General features: G+C 46.8%; 14 protein-coding genes. 5 read left to right on the top strand and 9 right to left on the bottom strand.

The features are described 5' to 3' along the window. Positions 1-31: 31 nt before the first annotated feature. Complete coding sequence (locus tag M3629_RS26100) at positions 32-967, bottom strand: DMT family transporter (protein ID WP_251511523.1); 936 nt, start codon at positions 965-967, stop codon at positions 32-34. 161 nt (positions 968-1,128) lie between these two features. Between M3629_RS26100 and M3629_RS26095 the strand changes: the two genes are divergently transcribed. Beyond that, positions 1,129-2,520, top strand: a complete 1,392-nt coding sequence (locus M3629_RS26095; protein WP_251511521.1) for a PLP-dependent aminotransferase family protein — start codon at positions 1,129-1,131, stop codon at positions 2,518-2,520. 68 nt (positions 2,521-2,588) lie between these two features. Here the strand turns inward: M3629_RS26095 and M3629_RS26090 are convergent, their stop codons facing one another. Further along, a complete protein-coding gene (locus M3629_RS26090) occupies positions 2,589-3,905 on the bottom strand; it encodes a glutamate-1-semialdehyde 2,1-aminomutase (protein WP_251511518.1) in 1,317 nt (438 codons plus the stop codon). A 183-nt stretch (positions 3,906-4,088) separates the two neighbouring features. Continuing rightward, the gene (locus tag M3629_RS26085; RefSeq protein ID WP_251511516.1) at positions 4,089-5,129 is read right to left on the bottom strand and encodes an LCP family protein; all 1,041 of its coding nucleotides are present in this window, start codon (positions 5,127-5,129) and stop codon (positions 4,089-4,091) included. Between the two features lie 228 nt (positions 5,130-5,357). Here M3629_RS26085 and M3629_RS26080 point away from each other — a divergent pair, with 228 nt between their 5' ends. The 4 genes from M3629_RS26080 (at position 5,358) to bcp (ending at position 8,527) form a co-directional block, all read left to right on the top strand. Next, entirely contained in the window at positions 5,358-6,404 is a 1,047-nt protein-coding gene (locus tag M3629_RS26080; protein WP_251511515.1) for an ABC transporter ATP-binding protein, read from the top strand. Position 6,405: 1 nt separating this feature from the next. Beyond that, the gene (locus M3629_RS26075) at positions 6,406-7,200 is read left to right on the top strand and encodes an ABC transporter permease (protein ID WP_251511514.1); all 795 of its coding nucleotides are present in this window, start codon (positions 6,406-6,408) and stop codon (positions 7,198-7,200) included. A 4-nt stretch (positions 7,201-7,204) separates the two neighbouring features. Beyond that, positions 7,205-7,990, top strand: a complete 786-nt coding sequence (locus M3629_RS26070; RefSeq protein ID WP_251511513.1) for an ABC transporter permease — start codon at positions 7,205-7,207, stop codon at positions 7,988-7,990. Positions 7,991-8,062: 72 nt separating this feature from the next. Further along, on the top strand, positions 8,063-8,527 hold the full coding sequence (gene bcp / locus M3629_RS26065; RefSeq protein ID WP_251511512.1) for a thioredoxin-dependent thiol peroxidase: 465 nt from the start codon (positions 8,063-8,065) through the stop codon (positions 8,525-8,527). A 113-nt stretch (positions 8,528-8,640) separates the two neighbouring features. On the opposite strand, the gene M3629_RS26060 is transcribed toward bcp, so the two are convergent. The 6 genes from M3629_RS26060 to M3629_RS26035 form a co-directional block, all read right to left on the bottom strand. Further along, positions 8,641-9,765 carry a GerAB/ArcD/ProY family transporter gene (locus M3629_RS26060; protein WP_251511510.1) on the bottom strand — a complete coding sequence of 375 codons (1,125 nt, stop codon included), beginning with the start codon at positions 9,763-9,765 and terminating at the stop codon, positions 8,641-8,643. A 25-nt stretch (positions 9,766-9,790) separates the two neighbouring features. After that, positions 9,791-10,900 (bottom strand): GerAB/ArcD/ProY family transporter, encoded by a 1,110-nt coding sequence (locus tag M3629_RS26055; protein ID WP_251511507.1) that lies wholly within the window; start codon positions 10,898-10,900, stop codon positions 9,791-9,793. A 19-nt stretch (positions 10,901-10,919) separates the two neighbouring features. After that, a complete protein-coding gene (locus M3629_RS26050; RefSeq protein WP_154960370.1) occupies positions 10,920-11,156 on the bottom strand; it encodes a hypothetical protein in 237 nt (78 codons plus the stop codon). 6 nt (positions 11,157-11,162) lie between these two features. After that, positions 11,163-12,362, bottom strand: coding sequence for a Ger(x)C family spore germination protein (locus M3629_RS26045; RefSeq protein ID WP_154960369.1), 1,200 nt, complete (start codon positions 12,360-12,362; stop codon positions 11,163-11,165). 20 nt (positions 12,363-12,382) lie between these two features. Next, on the bottom strand, positions 12,383-13,897 hold the full coding sequence (locus M3629_RS26040) for a spore germination protein (protein WP_251511504.1): 1,515 nt from the start codon (positions 13,895-13,897) through the stop codon (positions 12,383-12,385). Positions 13,898-14,071: 174 nt separating this feature from the next. Continuing rightward, positions 14,072-14,728 (bottom strand): DedA family protein, encoded by a 657-nt coding sequence (locus tag M3629_RS26035; protein ID WP_251511501.1) that lies wholly within the window; start codon positions 14,726-14,728, stop codon positions 14,072-14,074. Between the last annotated feature and the right edge of the window lie 45 nt (positions 14,729-14,773).

The following is a 14,773-nucleotide window of genomic DNA, read 5'->3' as shown; positions in this document are numbered from 1 at the left end:
ACCTTTTGCGGTATTTCTGGCTTGACGGATATCATGCTTTAGCATGACTGACCAACATACGTTTGCGGCCGCTCATGTTGGTGCCAAGTACACCGATAATGATCAGGATTGCACCTACATAGTGATAACTCCGGACAGGTTCATGTAGAATCAGAGCACCCCCAGCGATCGAGATGAGTGTAGACAGATTACTAAACACACTGACACGTGAAGCCTCCAGATGAGTCAGGGCGTAGCTGGACAGGAGGGTGGATACCATGGTAGATAAGATAGCCAGATACGCAAGTGCGCCCAAGTAGGAAATATCTCCCAGAGGCTGAACGTAATCAGCCATCGAGCCTGTAAATGCATGACGTATTAGTGCAATCGCATTAAACACAACACACCCTACCATTAAGGTCACCCAGGTCAGTTCCAACGGTTTATATTGCCGAGTAAGTGGTCTAGCCAGTACCCCATATCCTGCAAAACTGACGGCTGATAGAACCAGTAGCACAATGCCTTGCATATTACTCATCGACATGCCGCTACCTTTCATGGCAAAGATAAAGATGACGCCAGCGACAGAAAGGAGCAGAGACATTTTTTGCACAATAGACGTACGTTCCTTCAAAAAGACCGAGGCCAGAACAAGGGTAAACACAGGCACCATCGCCTGAATTATTCCCGCTTCCGAAGAATTAGAGGTTACCAGTCCGAAGGCTTGAAAGGCAAAGAAGAGCACAGGCGAGAGCAGTCCTAGCGGAATGATTCGCCAGAGGTCAGCTAAACGGAGATTAATTTTAATCCAGCCGAACAGCACAGGAATGCTGACCACAATAAGTGACAGAGCGAAACGGTGTGCAAGCACATCTAAGGGATGAGCAATGGTGACGGTCATTTTCACGAATAAAAAAGATAATCCGATAATCGCAGCATAAACAACAGATGCAATATAAGCATAGGTTCGGTTACGTGTAGTATTCATTCCTTTTTCCTCCAGTAATGCGATATGAACTAGACTTACTGATTACCTATCAAGTGATGGAACATATGAGCCTTATTTAATATACTTCTACTTCCGCTGTGCTACAATACAGAAAACAAGTGATTGTACCGGTACAGTTTTGTGGAGGAGGGGTGGATGGGGTGAAAAAATACGAGGTAATCGCTCATGCATTGCAACAGTGGATACAGGAGCAAATGGTTCAGCAGGGGAGCCGCCAGTGGGATGACAAAGGAATAAGGTTGCCAGCGGTTCGCCGTGTGGCGGAACAATTTCAATGCAGTGTGAGCACAGCGATTCGTGCATATGAATGGTTGGAACAGCGACATTTGGTGTATGCCGTACCCCAATCCGGTTATTATGCCGTTCAGAACGGCTTAGGTATACAGGATATGGATTGGCAGGAGCCGCTAGATTTTGCGTCGGCGGCTCCTGACCCAAGGGTATTTCCTTATGCCGATTTCCGGCATTGCGTGGAAGTGGCGATGAAACAGAAGCAAGACGAGCTTTTTTTATACGGCACCCCGCAAGGATTGCCCTCGCTGATTGAGCTATTACAGAAACAGTTTGCGGATTATCAGGTATTTGCGCGAGCGGAACAGTTTTTCATCACATCGGGTGTGCAGCAGGCGCTTGCGGCGCTGGCCTTGATGCCTTTTCCCGGTGGAAAAACCAAAGTCATGGTCGAACTGCCTACTTATCACAATATGCCTACCTTGCTGCAGAGCTTGAACGTGCCGATTGCAGGTGTACGAAGAACGTTCGAGGAAGGACTGGACTGGGATTCGCTTGAACGCCAGTTTGCGGAGGGGGATGTCAAGTTTTTCTATGTGATCCCGCGGTTCCACAATCCCATCGGAACTTCCATGGGGGCGGCGGAAAAGAAGAGACTTCTTCGGCTTGCCGAGCGATATGAAGTTTATCTGGTCGAAGATGATTATCTAGCCGATTTGGAGGACAGTGCTAGACAGGATCCTTTGTGGGCTTATGATACGCATGACCGGGTTATTTATCTGAAAAGTTATTCCAAGATTCTGTTCCCCGGGCTTCGTATGGGTGTAGCCATTTTGCCTGTGGCCTTAATTGCTTCTTTCGGTTCAATGAAAAGAATGCTGGATATCGACACCTCACTGCTGTCTCAAGCTGCGCTGGAAGTGTACATCCATAGCGGAATGTTTGCCCACCATGGCAAAATCATTCGTAGCCGTTATGCCGCGCGAATGGAAGTTGTGCATGAACAGTTGGCAGCTTATTCCGATTTCGAACCGTTTCGTGCTGCGCCACGAACCGGCGGGGAACATACGGTTCTCCCTTTGCCAGGGAATATACCTATCCGCACCTTACTGTCCCGTTTACAGAACCGCGGAATTATTGCCGATACAACAGAACGATATTATCCCGAAGGGACGTACCGTACCGATATCGATAAGATGTTGCGACTGAACATCTCTAATGTTCCGAAACAACGTATTGCAGAGGGGATGCAGATCATTCGGGAGGAGATTCTGAAGTTGCAGGTTAGATCCACAACATGAAGATAGACCAGCCTTTAATGGGCTGGTCTATCTTGAATTTTAAATGATGTTGCCGCCGGCTCCAACTCTTACTCCTGTGCCATTGCTTTAAAAGAAGCTTCAGCCGCTTCAAGCGTTACAGCAATGTCTTCGTCCGTATGAGCGGTGGTCAGAAACCAAGCTTCATACTTCGAAGGAGCCAGATTGATGCCACGGTTTAACATGTGGCGGAAGAGGGACGCGAAGCGTTCGCCGTCCGTGTCTTGTGCGTGGTCATAGTTGGTCACCGGATGATTGCAGAAATGCGTGGAGAACGCACCACGAATGCGGTTGATCGTCAGATCAATGCCGTGACGGTCCGCGGAAGCCTGCAAGCCAGCGGTAAGATTGATGGCGAGACGTTCCATCTCTTCATATACGCCAGCACCTTGCAACACTTCCAGACAAGCGATACCCGCCGAGATGGAGGCGGGATTGCCAGCCATTGTTCCGGCCTGATACGCCGGGCCGAGTGGAGCAACCTGCTCCATGACATGTTTACGTCCGCCGTAGGCACCGATCGGCAAGCCGCCGCCAATGATTTTCCCAAGTGCAGTGAGGTCAGGTTCAATCTCCGCATGATTGTCCAATCCGGCATATGTCTGAGTGGAACCGTAGTGGAAACGGAAGGCGGTAATAACCTCGTCATAAATAACGAGTGAACCGTTCGCGCGTGTCATTGCACAGAGGCCTTCCAGGAAGCCTGGTTCTGGCATAACCATACCGAAGTTACCGACAATCGGCTCTACCATAACCGCCGCTACATCGTCACCCCAACGTTCGAGCGCTTCCTTCAGACCATTCAGGTCGTTATATGGAACGGTAATGACTTCATGAGCAATGCTTGTCGGAATACCTGCACTGTCGGGAATGCCTAGCGTAGATGGGCCTGAGCCTGCAGCGACCAGTACGAGATCGGAGTGACCATGATAACATCCGGCAAATTTTACGATTTTATTCCGTTTCGTATATGCGCGAGCTACGCGAATCGTCGTCATCACGGCCTCCGTACCGGAGTTCACGAAGCGAACCTTGTCCATGGACGGGATCGCTTCCTTGAGCATTTTGGCAAGCTTGATCTCGAGCTCCGTTGGCGTACCGTATAGGACACCGTTTGCAGCCGCTTCCGTTATGGCTTTGGTAATATGAGGGTGGGCATGTCCAGTCACAATCGGTCCGTATGCCGCGAGATAATCGATATACTTGTTGTTGTCAACATCCCAGAAGTGAGCGCCTTGCGCTTTTTTCATAAAAACGGGTGCCCCGCCGCCCACCGCTTTGAATGAGCGAGAAGGGCTGTTTACGCCGCCTACAATATGTTCCAGCGCTTCTGTATATAACAACTCTGAGTTCGTACGTGTATTCATGAGATAACTTCCTTTCGTAATTCCATTAGTTTAAACCAGCAAAACAATGGCATGATATGATTATTTTCGCATACTTTGGCGTACAGGCATAGCGAAAGGGCAGCATATAGGCTGCCCTTCTGAGATTGAATGAGATCATCGTTATCGTATTACCAAGTTAGCTCAGAGTGTATTACTGGTCATTTACTCTGCGGGTTGCTGTGTATTCTTCTCATTACCGCTGGCCGTCTTGTCTTCTTTGTTTTTTTCGTCTTCCGTCTTGGCTGGCGGGTGAATGATGTCTTGAACATGTTGTTTCAATTTTTCTTCACTGGTGACCGTCAAGACTTGTGCACCGCCAGGGGTGCGTTCTTCTTTCAACAAGTTCATTGGTGGAACCTGCTCACTGCCATTCATGCTGCTTTGGTAACCAAGTCCGCCCAGCTTCCACATGTCGGAGAGCGTAAGGTTGGTATCCACAAATGGGCTAACTTCTTCCAGGATGGAAGGTAACTTGGCAATCGTTGTTGTCGACTGCATTTTGGCCGTCACAGCTTTGAGCAGCTCCCGCTGACGTTCCGAACGTGCGAAGTCAGACATCGCATCATGACGGAAACGAACATACATCAAGGCTGTTTTGCCGTCGAGATGCTGGTATCCTTTTTTCAGATCAATATCGTACTCGTTGTTGTCGGCTTTACTCACATAATGCATGTCCTTCTCGACATCGAAGTCTACACCGCCAACCGCATCGACCAGTTTGATGAATCCTTGGAAATCGGTATACACATAATATTGAACAGGGATGCCGAGCAAGTCGCTCGCGGCTTCCATGGCTACGTTAGGGCCATGGGTAATCGCTGTGTTAATCCGGTCTTTACCATATCCGTCGATGGTCACGTAAGTATCACGCAGGATCGAGAAGAGGTTGATTTTTTTGGTCAGCGGGTCAAGTGATACCACCATCATGCTGTCGGAACGGGGGACTTCACCCTTCTTCAGACCGCGGGCATCAACACCCATAACCAATATGTTCACGGTTTCGGTACCTTCCCATTTTGGAGGGTCAGGTGTCTTCACTTTCTCTACGTTCTCAATATTGGCAAATGGCGAATCCTCGCCTTTCTTCTGCAATCCGTCCAACTGATTAAGAATAGAACCGAAATAGTAGGCCGCTGCCCCTCCAACAATTAACACGAAGGCGGCAAGAGAGATCCATAGGGTCCTCTTCGTCTTTCTGGTCATGCTAGCGCTCCTTTGTATTTGAGATAAAAAATAAACGATTTCAGTACATGTAAAGTTGCGTTAATTAGCGTATAAGTCGAAGCTTTCCGTTCGCCTTCCCTCCAAACTTCAAGGCAGAGGAGGCCACTTCAGACTATTTTTTTAAAGCTTGCTGAATTTTGACTGTTACTATTATAATTTCTTTTTGGGCTACAAGCAATTTCAACAAAATCCAAGTGAGGTATAAACATGCTGGCGATTGATGTCAAAGATTTGCGAAAGTCGTTTAATGTCCAGAAAAGCCGCGGTGGGCTGAAGGGCGCGTTTCAGGATCTGTTCAAACGTCAATACCAGGAAGTATTGGCTGTGAATGATATTTCATTTCAGATACCGCAAGGTGAAATCTGCGGATATATCGGAGAGAACGGCGCCGGCAAATCAACAACGATTAAGATGCTGACCGGCATTTTGGTGCCTACATCCGGGCATTTATCGGTAGGTGGGTATGTTCCGTATCAGGAACGGGAGAAGTTTGTTAAAAATATTGGTGTGGTGTTTGGGCAGCGTAGTCAGCTATGGTGGGACATCGGTGTAATTGAATCTTTTCATCTTCTGCGCAAAGTATACCGGGTAGGAGAGCAGGACTTCCGTAAACGGCTGGACGAGCTGGTCGAGCGTCTGCAATTGCAGGAGTTGCTGAGTCGTCCGGTACGCAAGCTCAGTCTCGGTCAGCGGATGCGCTGTGAACTGGTGGCGGCCTTACTGCACAATCCAGGCATTGTGTTCCTGGATGAGCCGACCATAGGTCTGGATATCGTGGTGAAGTCGGAAATCCGAGAGTTCCTGAAAGACATGAATGAGCAACATGGTACAACCATCCTGCTTACGACACATGACTTGCAGGATATCGAAGCCTTATGTTCGCGAGTCATTATGCTAGATGCAGGAAGTATCATCTATGATGGAGGTTTGGATCACCTCAAGTCTCAGTGGGGCACGGAGCGTGAGGTTCGGTTCAAGTTTGGTACAGGTCACACGATGACTCAGATGCAGGAATGGACGGCGGCGATGCCTGTGCGGTGGACCGTGGAGAATGACTTGTCGGCGTCCGTGTGGATTCCGCTGGAACTGAACGTTTCGGATGTGCTGGCACGTGTGGTGGGACAGGCAGATATCACCGATATTCAGATCATTGAGACGAACACGGATGAGATTGTGCGCAGCATCTACCAGTCTGGTTCCGCCGAGCGTCCAGAGATCGTGTCCGCAGGAAATGAAGCGGTAGGTGTATCCTAAAATGAATAGTGCATTTATCGATTTCATGCGCATTCGTTTTCTGACGATGCTTGCGTATCGGGTTAATTATTATTCCGGCATTTTGATATATACGCTGAATATTGGCGTGTATTACTTTACGTGGCAAGCTATTTACGGAGGCAGCGGAGAGATTGGCGGTTTTACGGCAGCACAGATGACAACGTATGTTGCCGTTTCTTGGATGGCGCGTGCTTTTTACTTTAACAATCTGGATCGGGAGATTGCCGCCGACATTCGGGATGGCTCCATTGCGATTCAGTTTATAAGGCCAATTAACTATGTGATGGTCAAAATGATGCAGGGGCTTGGCGAAGGTATTTTCCGCTTCTTGTTGCTCATGATTCCGGGCATGATTATTGCCATCCTGCTGTTCCCGGTGGAGCTTCCAACAGCGCCTTCGGCATGGATCGGTTTTCTCGTTATGCTGTTCTTGAGTTTCATCATTAATTCCCAGATTAATGTAATTACGGGACTGGCGGCGTTTTTTGTGGAAAATAACGAAGGTATGATGCGTATGAAACGTGTCGTAGTCGATCTTTTTTCGGGTCTGATCATTCCAATCAGTTTGTACCCGGACTGGTTGTCCACAATTATGAAGGTATTGCCGTTTCAGGCAATCACGTATCTGCCCGGCTCGGTTTTCACTGGCAGGGTGGAAGGCACAGGCATCTGGAATGTACTCGGGATTCAGGTGCTCTGGTTTGTCCTGCTTCTCATACCCATGGTGCTGATCTGGCGGCAGGCTCGCAAGCGTCTGTTCGTGCAAGGGGGATAAGCGAATGTACTATATGGGTTTAATCTGGGAATATCTAAAAAATTACATGAAGACACGTCTCACCTACCGCGCCGATTTCTGGGTCGAAATCATCTCGGATCTGCTGTTTCAGGCGACCAATCTGATCTTTATCTTTGTCGTATTCCGACATACGGACAATCTCGGCGGCTGGAGTGAGGCAGAAGTATTGTTTGTGTACGGGTACTTTATGGTGCCATACGGCATCTTTAGTTGTTTTATCAACCTGTGGGGGTTCAGCGAGCGTTACATTGTCAAAGGTGAGATGGATCGCATTCTGACAAGACCGGCACACAACCTCTTTCAGATTCTGCTTGAAAATGTGGACCCGCCCTCCCTTGTAGGGTCGTTCATCGGGTTAATCATTATGACCATCAGTGGTGCAGAGATGGGGCTTGTCCTGGAATGGTGGCACATCCCTGCATTGATGATATTGGCACTAAGTTCAGTCCTAATCTATGCGGGCATCTATACGACATTGACATCACTATCCTTTTACTCCGATGCGCCGACAGGTATTTTGCCGCTAATGTACAATATTCAAGGATATGGACGTTATCCGGTAACGATCTATAACAGAGCCATTCAGGTGCTGCTCACCTGGATCATCCCGTTTGCCTTTGTTGGCATCTATCCGGCAGCGCTGTTCCTTGATCGAGCAGAGATGCATCGGATGGCTTTGCTCACTCCAGTCATGGGGATGGTGTTTGCAACGATTGGGCTTACCTTGTGGAACTTCGGTGTGAAGCGGTATCGGGGAGCGGGGTCATGACCTGCTTACAGGATGATTTATAACGTAACGTCAATTCCATCATATAACTTGAATTCCAAGGAGGACAAGAAAATGAATTTAACAGAAGGTGTACAGGTTCCGGATTTTGAACTGCCATCGAGTACGGGTGAGTCTGTGAAGCTTTCTGATTTTCGCGGCAAGCGGGTTCTGATTTACTTTTATCCGAAAGACATGACTTCGTCCTGTACGCAGCAAGCCTGTGATTTTCGGGACCGACACGAGGAGTTTCAGGGGCTGAATACGGTCATCCTGGGGATCAGCACTGATCCGATGAAGCAACATGATAAGTTTATTGCCAAATACGGATTGCCTTTCATCCTGTTATCGGATGAGGAACACACGGTTGCCGAGCAGTTTGGTGCGTGGCAGCTGAAGAAGATGTACGGCAAGGAGTACATGGGCATTGTGCGTTCCACTTTCCTGCTGGATGAAGAGGGCAAGCTGATCAAGCAATGGACGAAGGTGCGTGTAAAAGGGCACATTGAAGAGGCGCTGGACACGGTAAAAGGGCTGTAATTCGTCGGTTCCGATCCTGTGAAAATAAAACGAGCGATGCACGAAGTGTGTATGGTCAAAAATAATAAACAGGCTACATCTATGGACACCACTCCCATTGAGATGTAGCCTGTTTATTTCTGCGAAAGAGTACCTGCATTATTACGTTGTTTAAATCGATTTTTCATAAGCTGAATCAGTAGTAGGAAAGCAGGAATGACAATACTGACCGTAAAATCCCAATTGAACCAGGCGTACATGATGCCGAGGGTGTAGAAGAGGACATCCGGCGAAATCACAATAGCCATACCGAATAATAAGAGCATCGTTGGCAGAATTAACGGCTGGTAAGATTTGAGACGACACAGTTGTGCAAGTCCAAGAATGAATCCAAACGTGTATAGCGAAGTTTTAAAGTAGGTAGACACAAGCCAAGCTGTCGAAGAGATGGCTTCGATTCGTTGAACGAAGCCGCCAATGTTAATCTTTTGTGCAAGAATATACGATACATAAATATTATGCTGAGTCAGTTCAGCCCCAAGTACAAGTAGCGAGGTAAGGAGTATGAGGGTTAGCATGATTCCTGCAAGTAATGCGGCTAATAATAGGTCTCGCCGCTTATGCACACCGTGAGTGATATAGGGGTAAATCATGGTGATGATAATGAGTTCTCCATATGAAGCTGTAGCCCCTCGAACGCTCCCGCTTATAAATGAAAACAGGGGAGTATCAAAGAAAGGCTGGATGTTCGCTACTTCCATTTTGGGAAGCAAACAAAGCATTAGGATAATCAAACTGATCATAACAAAGGGGGCCAGAATCTCTGCCATTTTACCGAACGTGCCCAATCCTTTCAGTGCGGACCAACCTAGGGTTATAACAAAAAGAAGAATGATAGCCCGAATGGGGGTATGGAGATAAACCTGAGTTGTCATAAAATCTCCAACTTCACGGATACATATAGCTGAACCCATCAGAAAATAAAACAGATATGCGGCAGCCAAAATTGCACCTATCCATTTACCAAGTGCTTTGGAACAGATCTCGATGAGTGTAAGTCCGGGGTAAGCTTGATGCAGCTTATAGGAAAGCCATAAGATCGACATGCCGATACCTTGGGAGACGATCGAGCAAATCCAGGCATCTTGTCTTCCAGAGTAAGTAAGTAATGTCGGGTAGATTAGCATCATATCTCCAATCATGCCCATAAAGGCAAGGACTGCAAATTGCCGCACGGTAAGTCTCTCTTTGATGAGCATGATCTGTACCCTCCTTCGATTATCTTTAAGTTCTGCCTTTATTAAATGATAATTTGGACTTGATTTGATGAATGATTAACAGCAGGACAGGTAAGATCAGACTCACCGTTAAATCCCACTCCAGCCAATAGGGAATGACCGTTGTGTTAAAAAAAACGATATTGGGTGTCAAAAGGTTAGATAGCGCATATACGATCAGTACGGATGGCAGAATGAGAAAATGGTAGCTCTTAAGGCGAAAAAGTTCAGCGATACCAAGAACAAAGGCATACAGATAAACGGTGGATTTAAAATAGGTGGATATCAGCCAGGACGAGGCCATGAGCACTTCAATTCGTTGAAAGAAGTTGGCTATATTGATTTTTTGGGATAATACAAATGAACCAAAGATCGTGTGCTGTGTAAGAAAAAGTCCCATAACCAGCATGGAGATCGTCACCAGAATAGCCATGAGCAGATTGCCAAATCCGGCAGATATCATAAGATCACGAGTACGATGGGCTTGTTGATTTGCATAGGGGAGGATCATCAGAATGGGAAGGGCTTCACCAACCGGATAGATAAAACCGATCACAATCCCATGCGTAAACTGGCTGAAGGTGGTGTCCGTAAAGGGTACAAGTTGGTTTAATTGTACCTCGGGCAACAAAAAGACCACTAAAACAAACATAAAAGTAGTAATGATGGGCACGAGAATTTCACTGCTTCGTCCAATGCTTTCTAGTCCGTTATACAGTGCCCAACCGATGGGAATGAGAAAAATCAGAAGTACAGCCCGAATGGGGGTATACAAAAAAATCTGACTGGTCATGAAATCACCAACGACCCGTGATTGTGCTGCAGAGCTAAAAATAAAATACATCAGGTAGAACAGGGCTAACACCGTACCTGGCCAAAATCCAAGGATTTTGCGAAATACGCCTATCAAATTTTCATTGGGATACGTGTCTGCAAGTTTGACGAAAAGATACATCAACCCCATGCCAAGAGGAACACCGATAAAAGCATAAAGCCAAGCATTTTGCCCCGAAAAGGTTGCGATAACCGAGGGGTAGATCATCATCATGTCACCGGCAATGATCAAAATGGTCAAGATACATAATTGTCTAATGCCAAGGCGACCTTGTTCCAGCATGTTGTCAACTCCCTTTTGGCTAACTCCCTGTAATATAGGCCAGTAATTGATTCACGGGTTTGTAAATCCAGATGATAATGTATAGCGGGCTAGGAAACTCCCATAGATTCACCGCGACAATACCAAAAAAGATGCTTGTCAGCAGTAAACAGGAATAGACGGTGACTTCTTTCCATTCCTTCTTTCTCCATAACTTGGGTAGATCAATCACCCCCATCAGGCACCCGACAATGACAACTGCAATCGTTAGCAGCAAGAGTGCTCACTCCTTGGCTTTTTTATTAAATGAATTATCCAACGTCCCTATACGACGGATCTGTACGTTTGCTTCATATGTGACGTCTAAATTTTGAAAGTACTTGTCCCAGTTCTTTTCTTCTCTTTTGTAAATTTTGGGGTACTTGTGATAGATGTCTTGTCCAAAACCGAAGATGTCCACTTTATATTTACTGCGAACGAGACTCACCGTACCTTTCATCAGTTCGATAATCCGATCCTGTGCCAGTTGTTCCAATTGCTGAATGGCCTCCATTGAACCGATCTCCATCTCACAATCTACGGAACCAATGACAGAGACCGTGTTCACTTTCAGACTGATTTGAGGTTCGCCCCGCACCATTTTGACTTTGTGATCCGTGGAGGTACGCAATGTTTTTAGTGTGACATAACCCCCTTTTGGACATTGGGTGGGGCCAATCGTTGTTTTCACGTTGTCACGAATATAGTTGTAGCCTTTAGAGTCATCCTGATTCAGCCAACCGATCAGTTTGTCTTTCTGGAACACGCTGAGACCAGCGAATTGAAGAGTAGCCGGAGGTTCGATACTCTGGACATTTTTGGTCTCACCGCTTGTCTCTTGATCTCCAATAAGCTCAATACCAGTAATAACAGGGGACATGCTGGGTGTGAGAATATACTGCATCAGCTTGTCACTGGTCACGGTTGTCGTTGGAGCCCAGCTTTTAGCAGAAATATCGAGTGCATTGAACAGCTTTTCTGACGGAAGATTTTCTAGTGGTGTGAGTACGTTCAAAATGTTAGAGGCCGTTGTTTTACGAGCTATCATTACATAATAGTCCGGACGCACGTCAGGCTCTCTCAAAAGAGCTTCGATCACATCATATATACCGTTTTTACGTGCAAATTCTTCTCCGAAAACCAACACCCGGATATGAGCCATAAAAATGGCACGAGGGCTTGTCTGGGTAAGCTTCTGAATAGCCTCCAGCAGTGTACGAGCGCTGGCTTGATATTGGGTAACGGGTGTTCCATTGCCGCCTTGACCTTTGGCGACTTCACGAGGCACAACAACCTGTGCACTAACCCTGATCTGGTCACCGTCTCGATCTACACCCAGACCCAGCATAATCCCGAGCTGATTCAGCTCCTGGCGATCCCAACACCCGCTTAGTAACGGCAGTATAACGATGAGGGATAGCATGATACGTAAACATTTCATCATAACCTTTTCTCCTGCCTTCATTACCGCTTGATTTTTTTACGTTTCTGCCTTGTTACGTTTGAAGTGCCGTTTGATAATGGGCGAGTTCTCATATGTGACCAGGGAACACGGAACAGCGTATCTTTCAGATCATTCTGAATGAAGGGCGCAAAAGGAGACATGTAAGAGATCCCAAAAGAGCGCAAGCTGCAAAGGTGAGTCAGCGTAATGAGCAGCAGAATCAGAATGCCATAGAAACCAAACGCTGCCGCTGCTATCATCAGAATAAAACGCAAAATACGAACCGAAATAGATAATCCGTTCTCCGGAATGACATAGCTGGAAATGGCAGTGATAGAAACAATAATAACCATCGCTGCAGACACAACGCCTGCCTCTACCGCGGCCTGCCCGATAACAAGTGTGCCTACGATGGATACGGCCTGTCCGACCGTTCTCGGAATTCGAATGCCTGCTTCTCGCAAAATTTCGTAGGTCAGTTCCATCAGAACGGCTTCAATAAAAGCTGGAAAGGGGACACCTTCCCGTTGTGCAGCCAGACTGATCAACAAGGTAGTTGGTAACATCTCCTGATGAAATGTCGAAATAGCGATATAAAAGGATGGAGCTAGCATGGCGATCAGAAACGACAAATATCGCAACAAGCGAACAAGAGAGCTGATGTCGGCACGCTGATAATAATCTTCAGGAGATTGAAAGAAGTGCATGAATAATGCAGGCACAAGCAGTACAAAGGGTGTACCATCTATAATGATTGCAACACGTCCTTCGAGCAGTGCTGCAGAAACAGTATCTGGACGTTCGCTATTGTAAACTGTCGGAAAGATTGTCGTGGTTTTGTCCTGAATAAGTTCTTCGATGTACCCGCTCTCCAGAATACTGTCGATATCAATCTCACCCAATCGTCTGCGAAGCTCATCAACGACATCTTCATTGACGGTATGTTCCAGATATACGACAGCCACTCGGGTTTTGGTTACACGTCCAATCTCCCGCTCCTCAATCCAGAGTTGCGGATCACGAATCCGCTTGCGAATCAGTGCGGTATTCGTACGCAAGTTTTCCGTAAAACCTTCCATTGGACCACGCACAACGGTCTGGGAAACGGGTTCACCTACAGGACGGTCTTCCCAACCGGCAGCGCCGATTTTGAGTCCCCGAGTAGAGCCATCCAGCAGCAGAATGGCTTCACCGGCCAGCATCGCTTTCAATACATCATCCATGTCATCAATGAACAGTACTTCGCTAGCGGTAAGAACATCGTTCTGAAGGTAACTCAGGTGTTCATTGTCCGCTGAGAAATCAGGCAGGTTGCGCTCTTGCATCAAGGGTTGCAGGACAGCCTGATTGATCAACTGCGTATCGACGAGCCCATCAATGTATAACAGCATCGAAGGCCATTTGTGCAGGCTTTGTAATGGACGAATCATCAAGTCATTGCTATTTCCCATCATCTTTTTGCAATAAGCAATATTATCAGCCAGATTCGGATGAATGGCATGCGTTTCGTGTGCAATTTGAGTATCTGTAGCCATCCATTTCTCCCCCTCAAACATCCTTTATTTGCAAGTAGTATGACCGGGAGTGTTTTAGTTTATGAAAAAAATATGAATGAAAGGATATTTGGTCTTCATATCCCAATAAAAGCAAACAAAAAGAAGCCGTATGTTCACGGCTTCTATATTTATAAAGGGGAAATGGACTCATCATTAGTCCGCATTTTGTTTTTGACGCTGACGAGCAGGGGATTGCTTGTGACGGGAACGAGCGAACAAGGCGTTGCGGTAACGATAGACGATGCCAGCAATCACAAGCAATGCAACTAGGGCAAGAATGTATGCTGTATATTGATGGGCGAGTGTGAATACAGCGCTCCAGCTAGGACCGAACACCTTACCGATCCCAAGGAATAACACAACCCAGAACAAGGCTCCAGAGTAAGCATATAGGGCGAATTTGCGAAACGGAATTGCAGCAACACCAGAGAAATACCCTGTGAAATGACGAACACCGGGAATGAAATATCCGATAAAAATCAGACCGTATCCATACTTAGCAAACCATTTTTGCGTTTTGTCCAGCTTGTCCGGTTTAAGTAAAAACCATCTTCCATACTTCACAATAAAAGGTAGACCGGCTTTGGCTCCGATGAAATACGTAATAGTCATGCCAATCGTTGTCCCGAGAAACGCTAAGACGACAAGTGTACCAAAATCAAGCTGACCTCTGTAGGACAAATAACCCGCATATGCCATCGTCGTTTCGCCTGGGAAGGGAAGTGCAATAAACTCCAGTAGCAGGCCGAAGAACAATACACTGTATCCGTAAGACCCAAATAGCTGCTGGACCTTCTCAAGTAATTCCAATAGATTCACACTCCTGATGGTGTCATATGAATCAGGCTTTAGAAG

Origin of the sequence: Paenibacillus polysaccharolyticus (assembly GCF_023714295.1) — a bacterium.
GTDB lineage: Bacteria > Bacillota > Bacilli > Paenibacillales > Paenibacillaceae > Paenibacillus > Paenibacillus polysaccharolyticus_A.
The sequence above is the reverse complement of the archived record's forward strand: the minus strand, read 5'-3'. Positions and strand labels throughout refer to the sequence as shown.

What these genes read in the sequence shown, in the direction of transcription:
- M3629_RS26100 (WP_251511523.1), bottom strand. Translation starts at nt 967, where the DNA reads ATGAATACTACACGTAACCGAACCTATGCTTATATTGCATCTGTTGTT.
- M3629_RS26080 (WP_251511515.1), top strand. Translation starts at nt 5,358, where the DNA reads ATGCTGGCGATTGATGTCAAAGATTTGCGAAAGTCGTTTAATGTCCAG.
- M3629_RS26075 (WP_251511514.1), top strand. Translation starts at nt 6,406, where the DNA reads ATGAATAGTGCATTTATCGATTTCATGCGCATTCGTTTTCTGACGATG.
- M3629_RS26045 (WP_154960369.1), bottom strand. Translation starts at nt 12,362, where the DNA reads ATGATGAAATGTTTACGTATCATGCTATCCCTCATCGTTATACTGCCG.
- M3629_RS26085 (WP_251511516.1), bottom strand. Translation starts at nt 5,129, where the DNA reads ATGACCAGAAAGACGAAGAGGACCCTATGGATCTCTCTTGCCGCCTTC.
- bcp (WP_251511512.1), top strand. Translation starts at nt 8,063, where the DNA reads ATGAATTTAACAGAAGGTGTACAGGTTCCGGATTTTGAACTGCCATCG.
- M3629_RS26090 (WP_251511518.1), bottom strand. Translation starts at nt 3,905, where the DNA reads ATGAATACACGTACGAACTCAGAGTTGTTATATACAGAAGCGCTGGAA.
- M3629_RS26055 (WP_251511507.1), bottom strand. Translation starts at nt 10,900, where the DNA reads ATGCTGGAACAAGGTCGCCTTGGCATTAGACAATTATGTATCTTGACC.
- M3629_RS26040 (WP_251511504.1), bottom strand. Translation starts at nt 13,897, where the DNA reads ATGGCTACAGATACTCAAATTGCACACGAAACGCATGCCATTCATCCG.
- M3629_RS26070 (WP_251511513.1), top strand. Translation starts at nt 7,205, where the DNA reads ATGTACTATATGGGTTTAATCTGGGAATATCTAAAAAATTACATGAAG.
- M3629_RS26060 (WP_251511510.1), bottom strand. Translation starts at nt 9,765, where the DNA reads ATGCTCATCAAAGAGAGACTTACCGTGCGGCAATTTGCAGTCCTTGCC.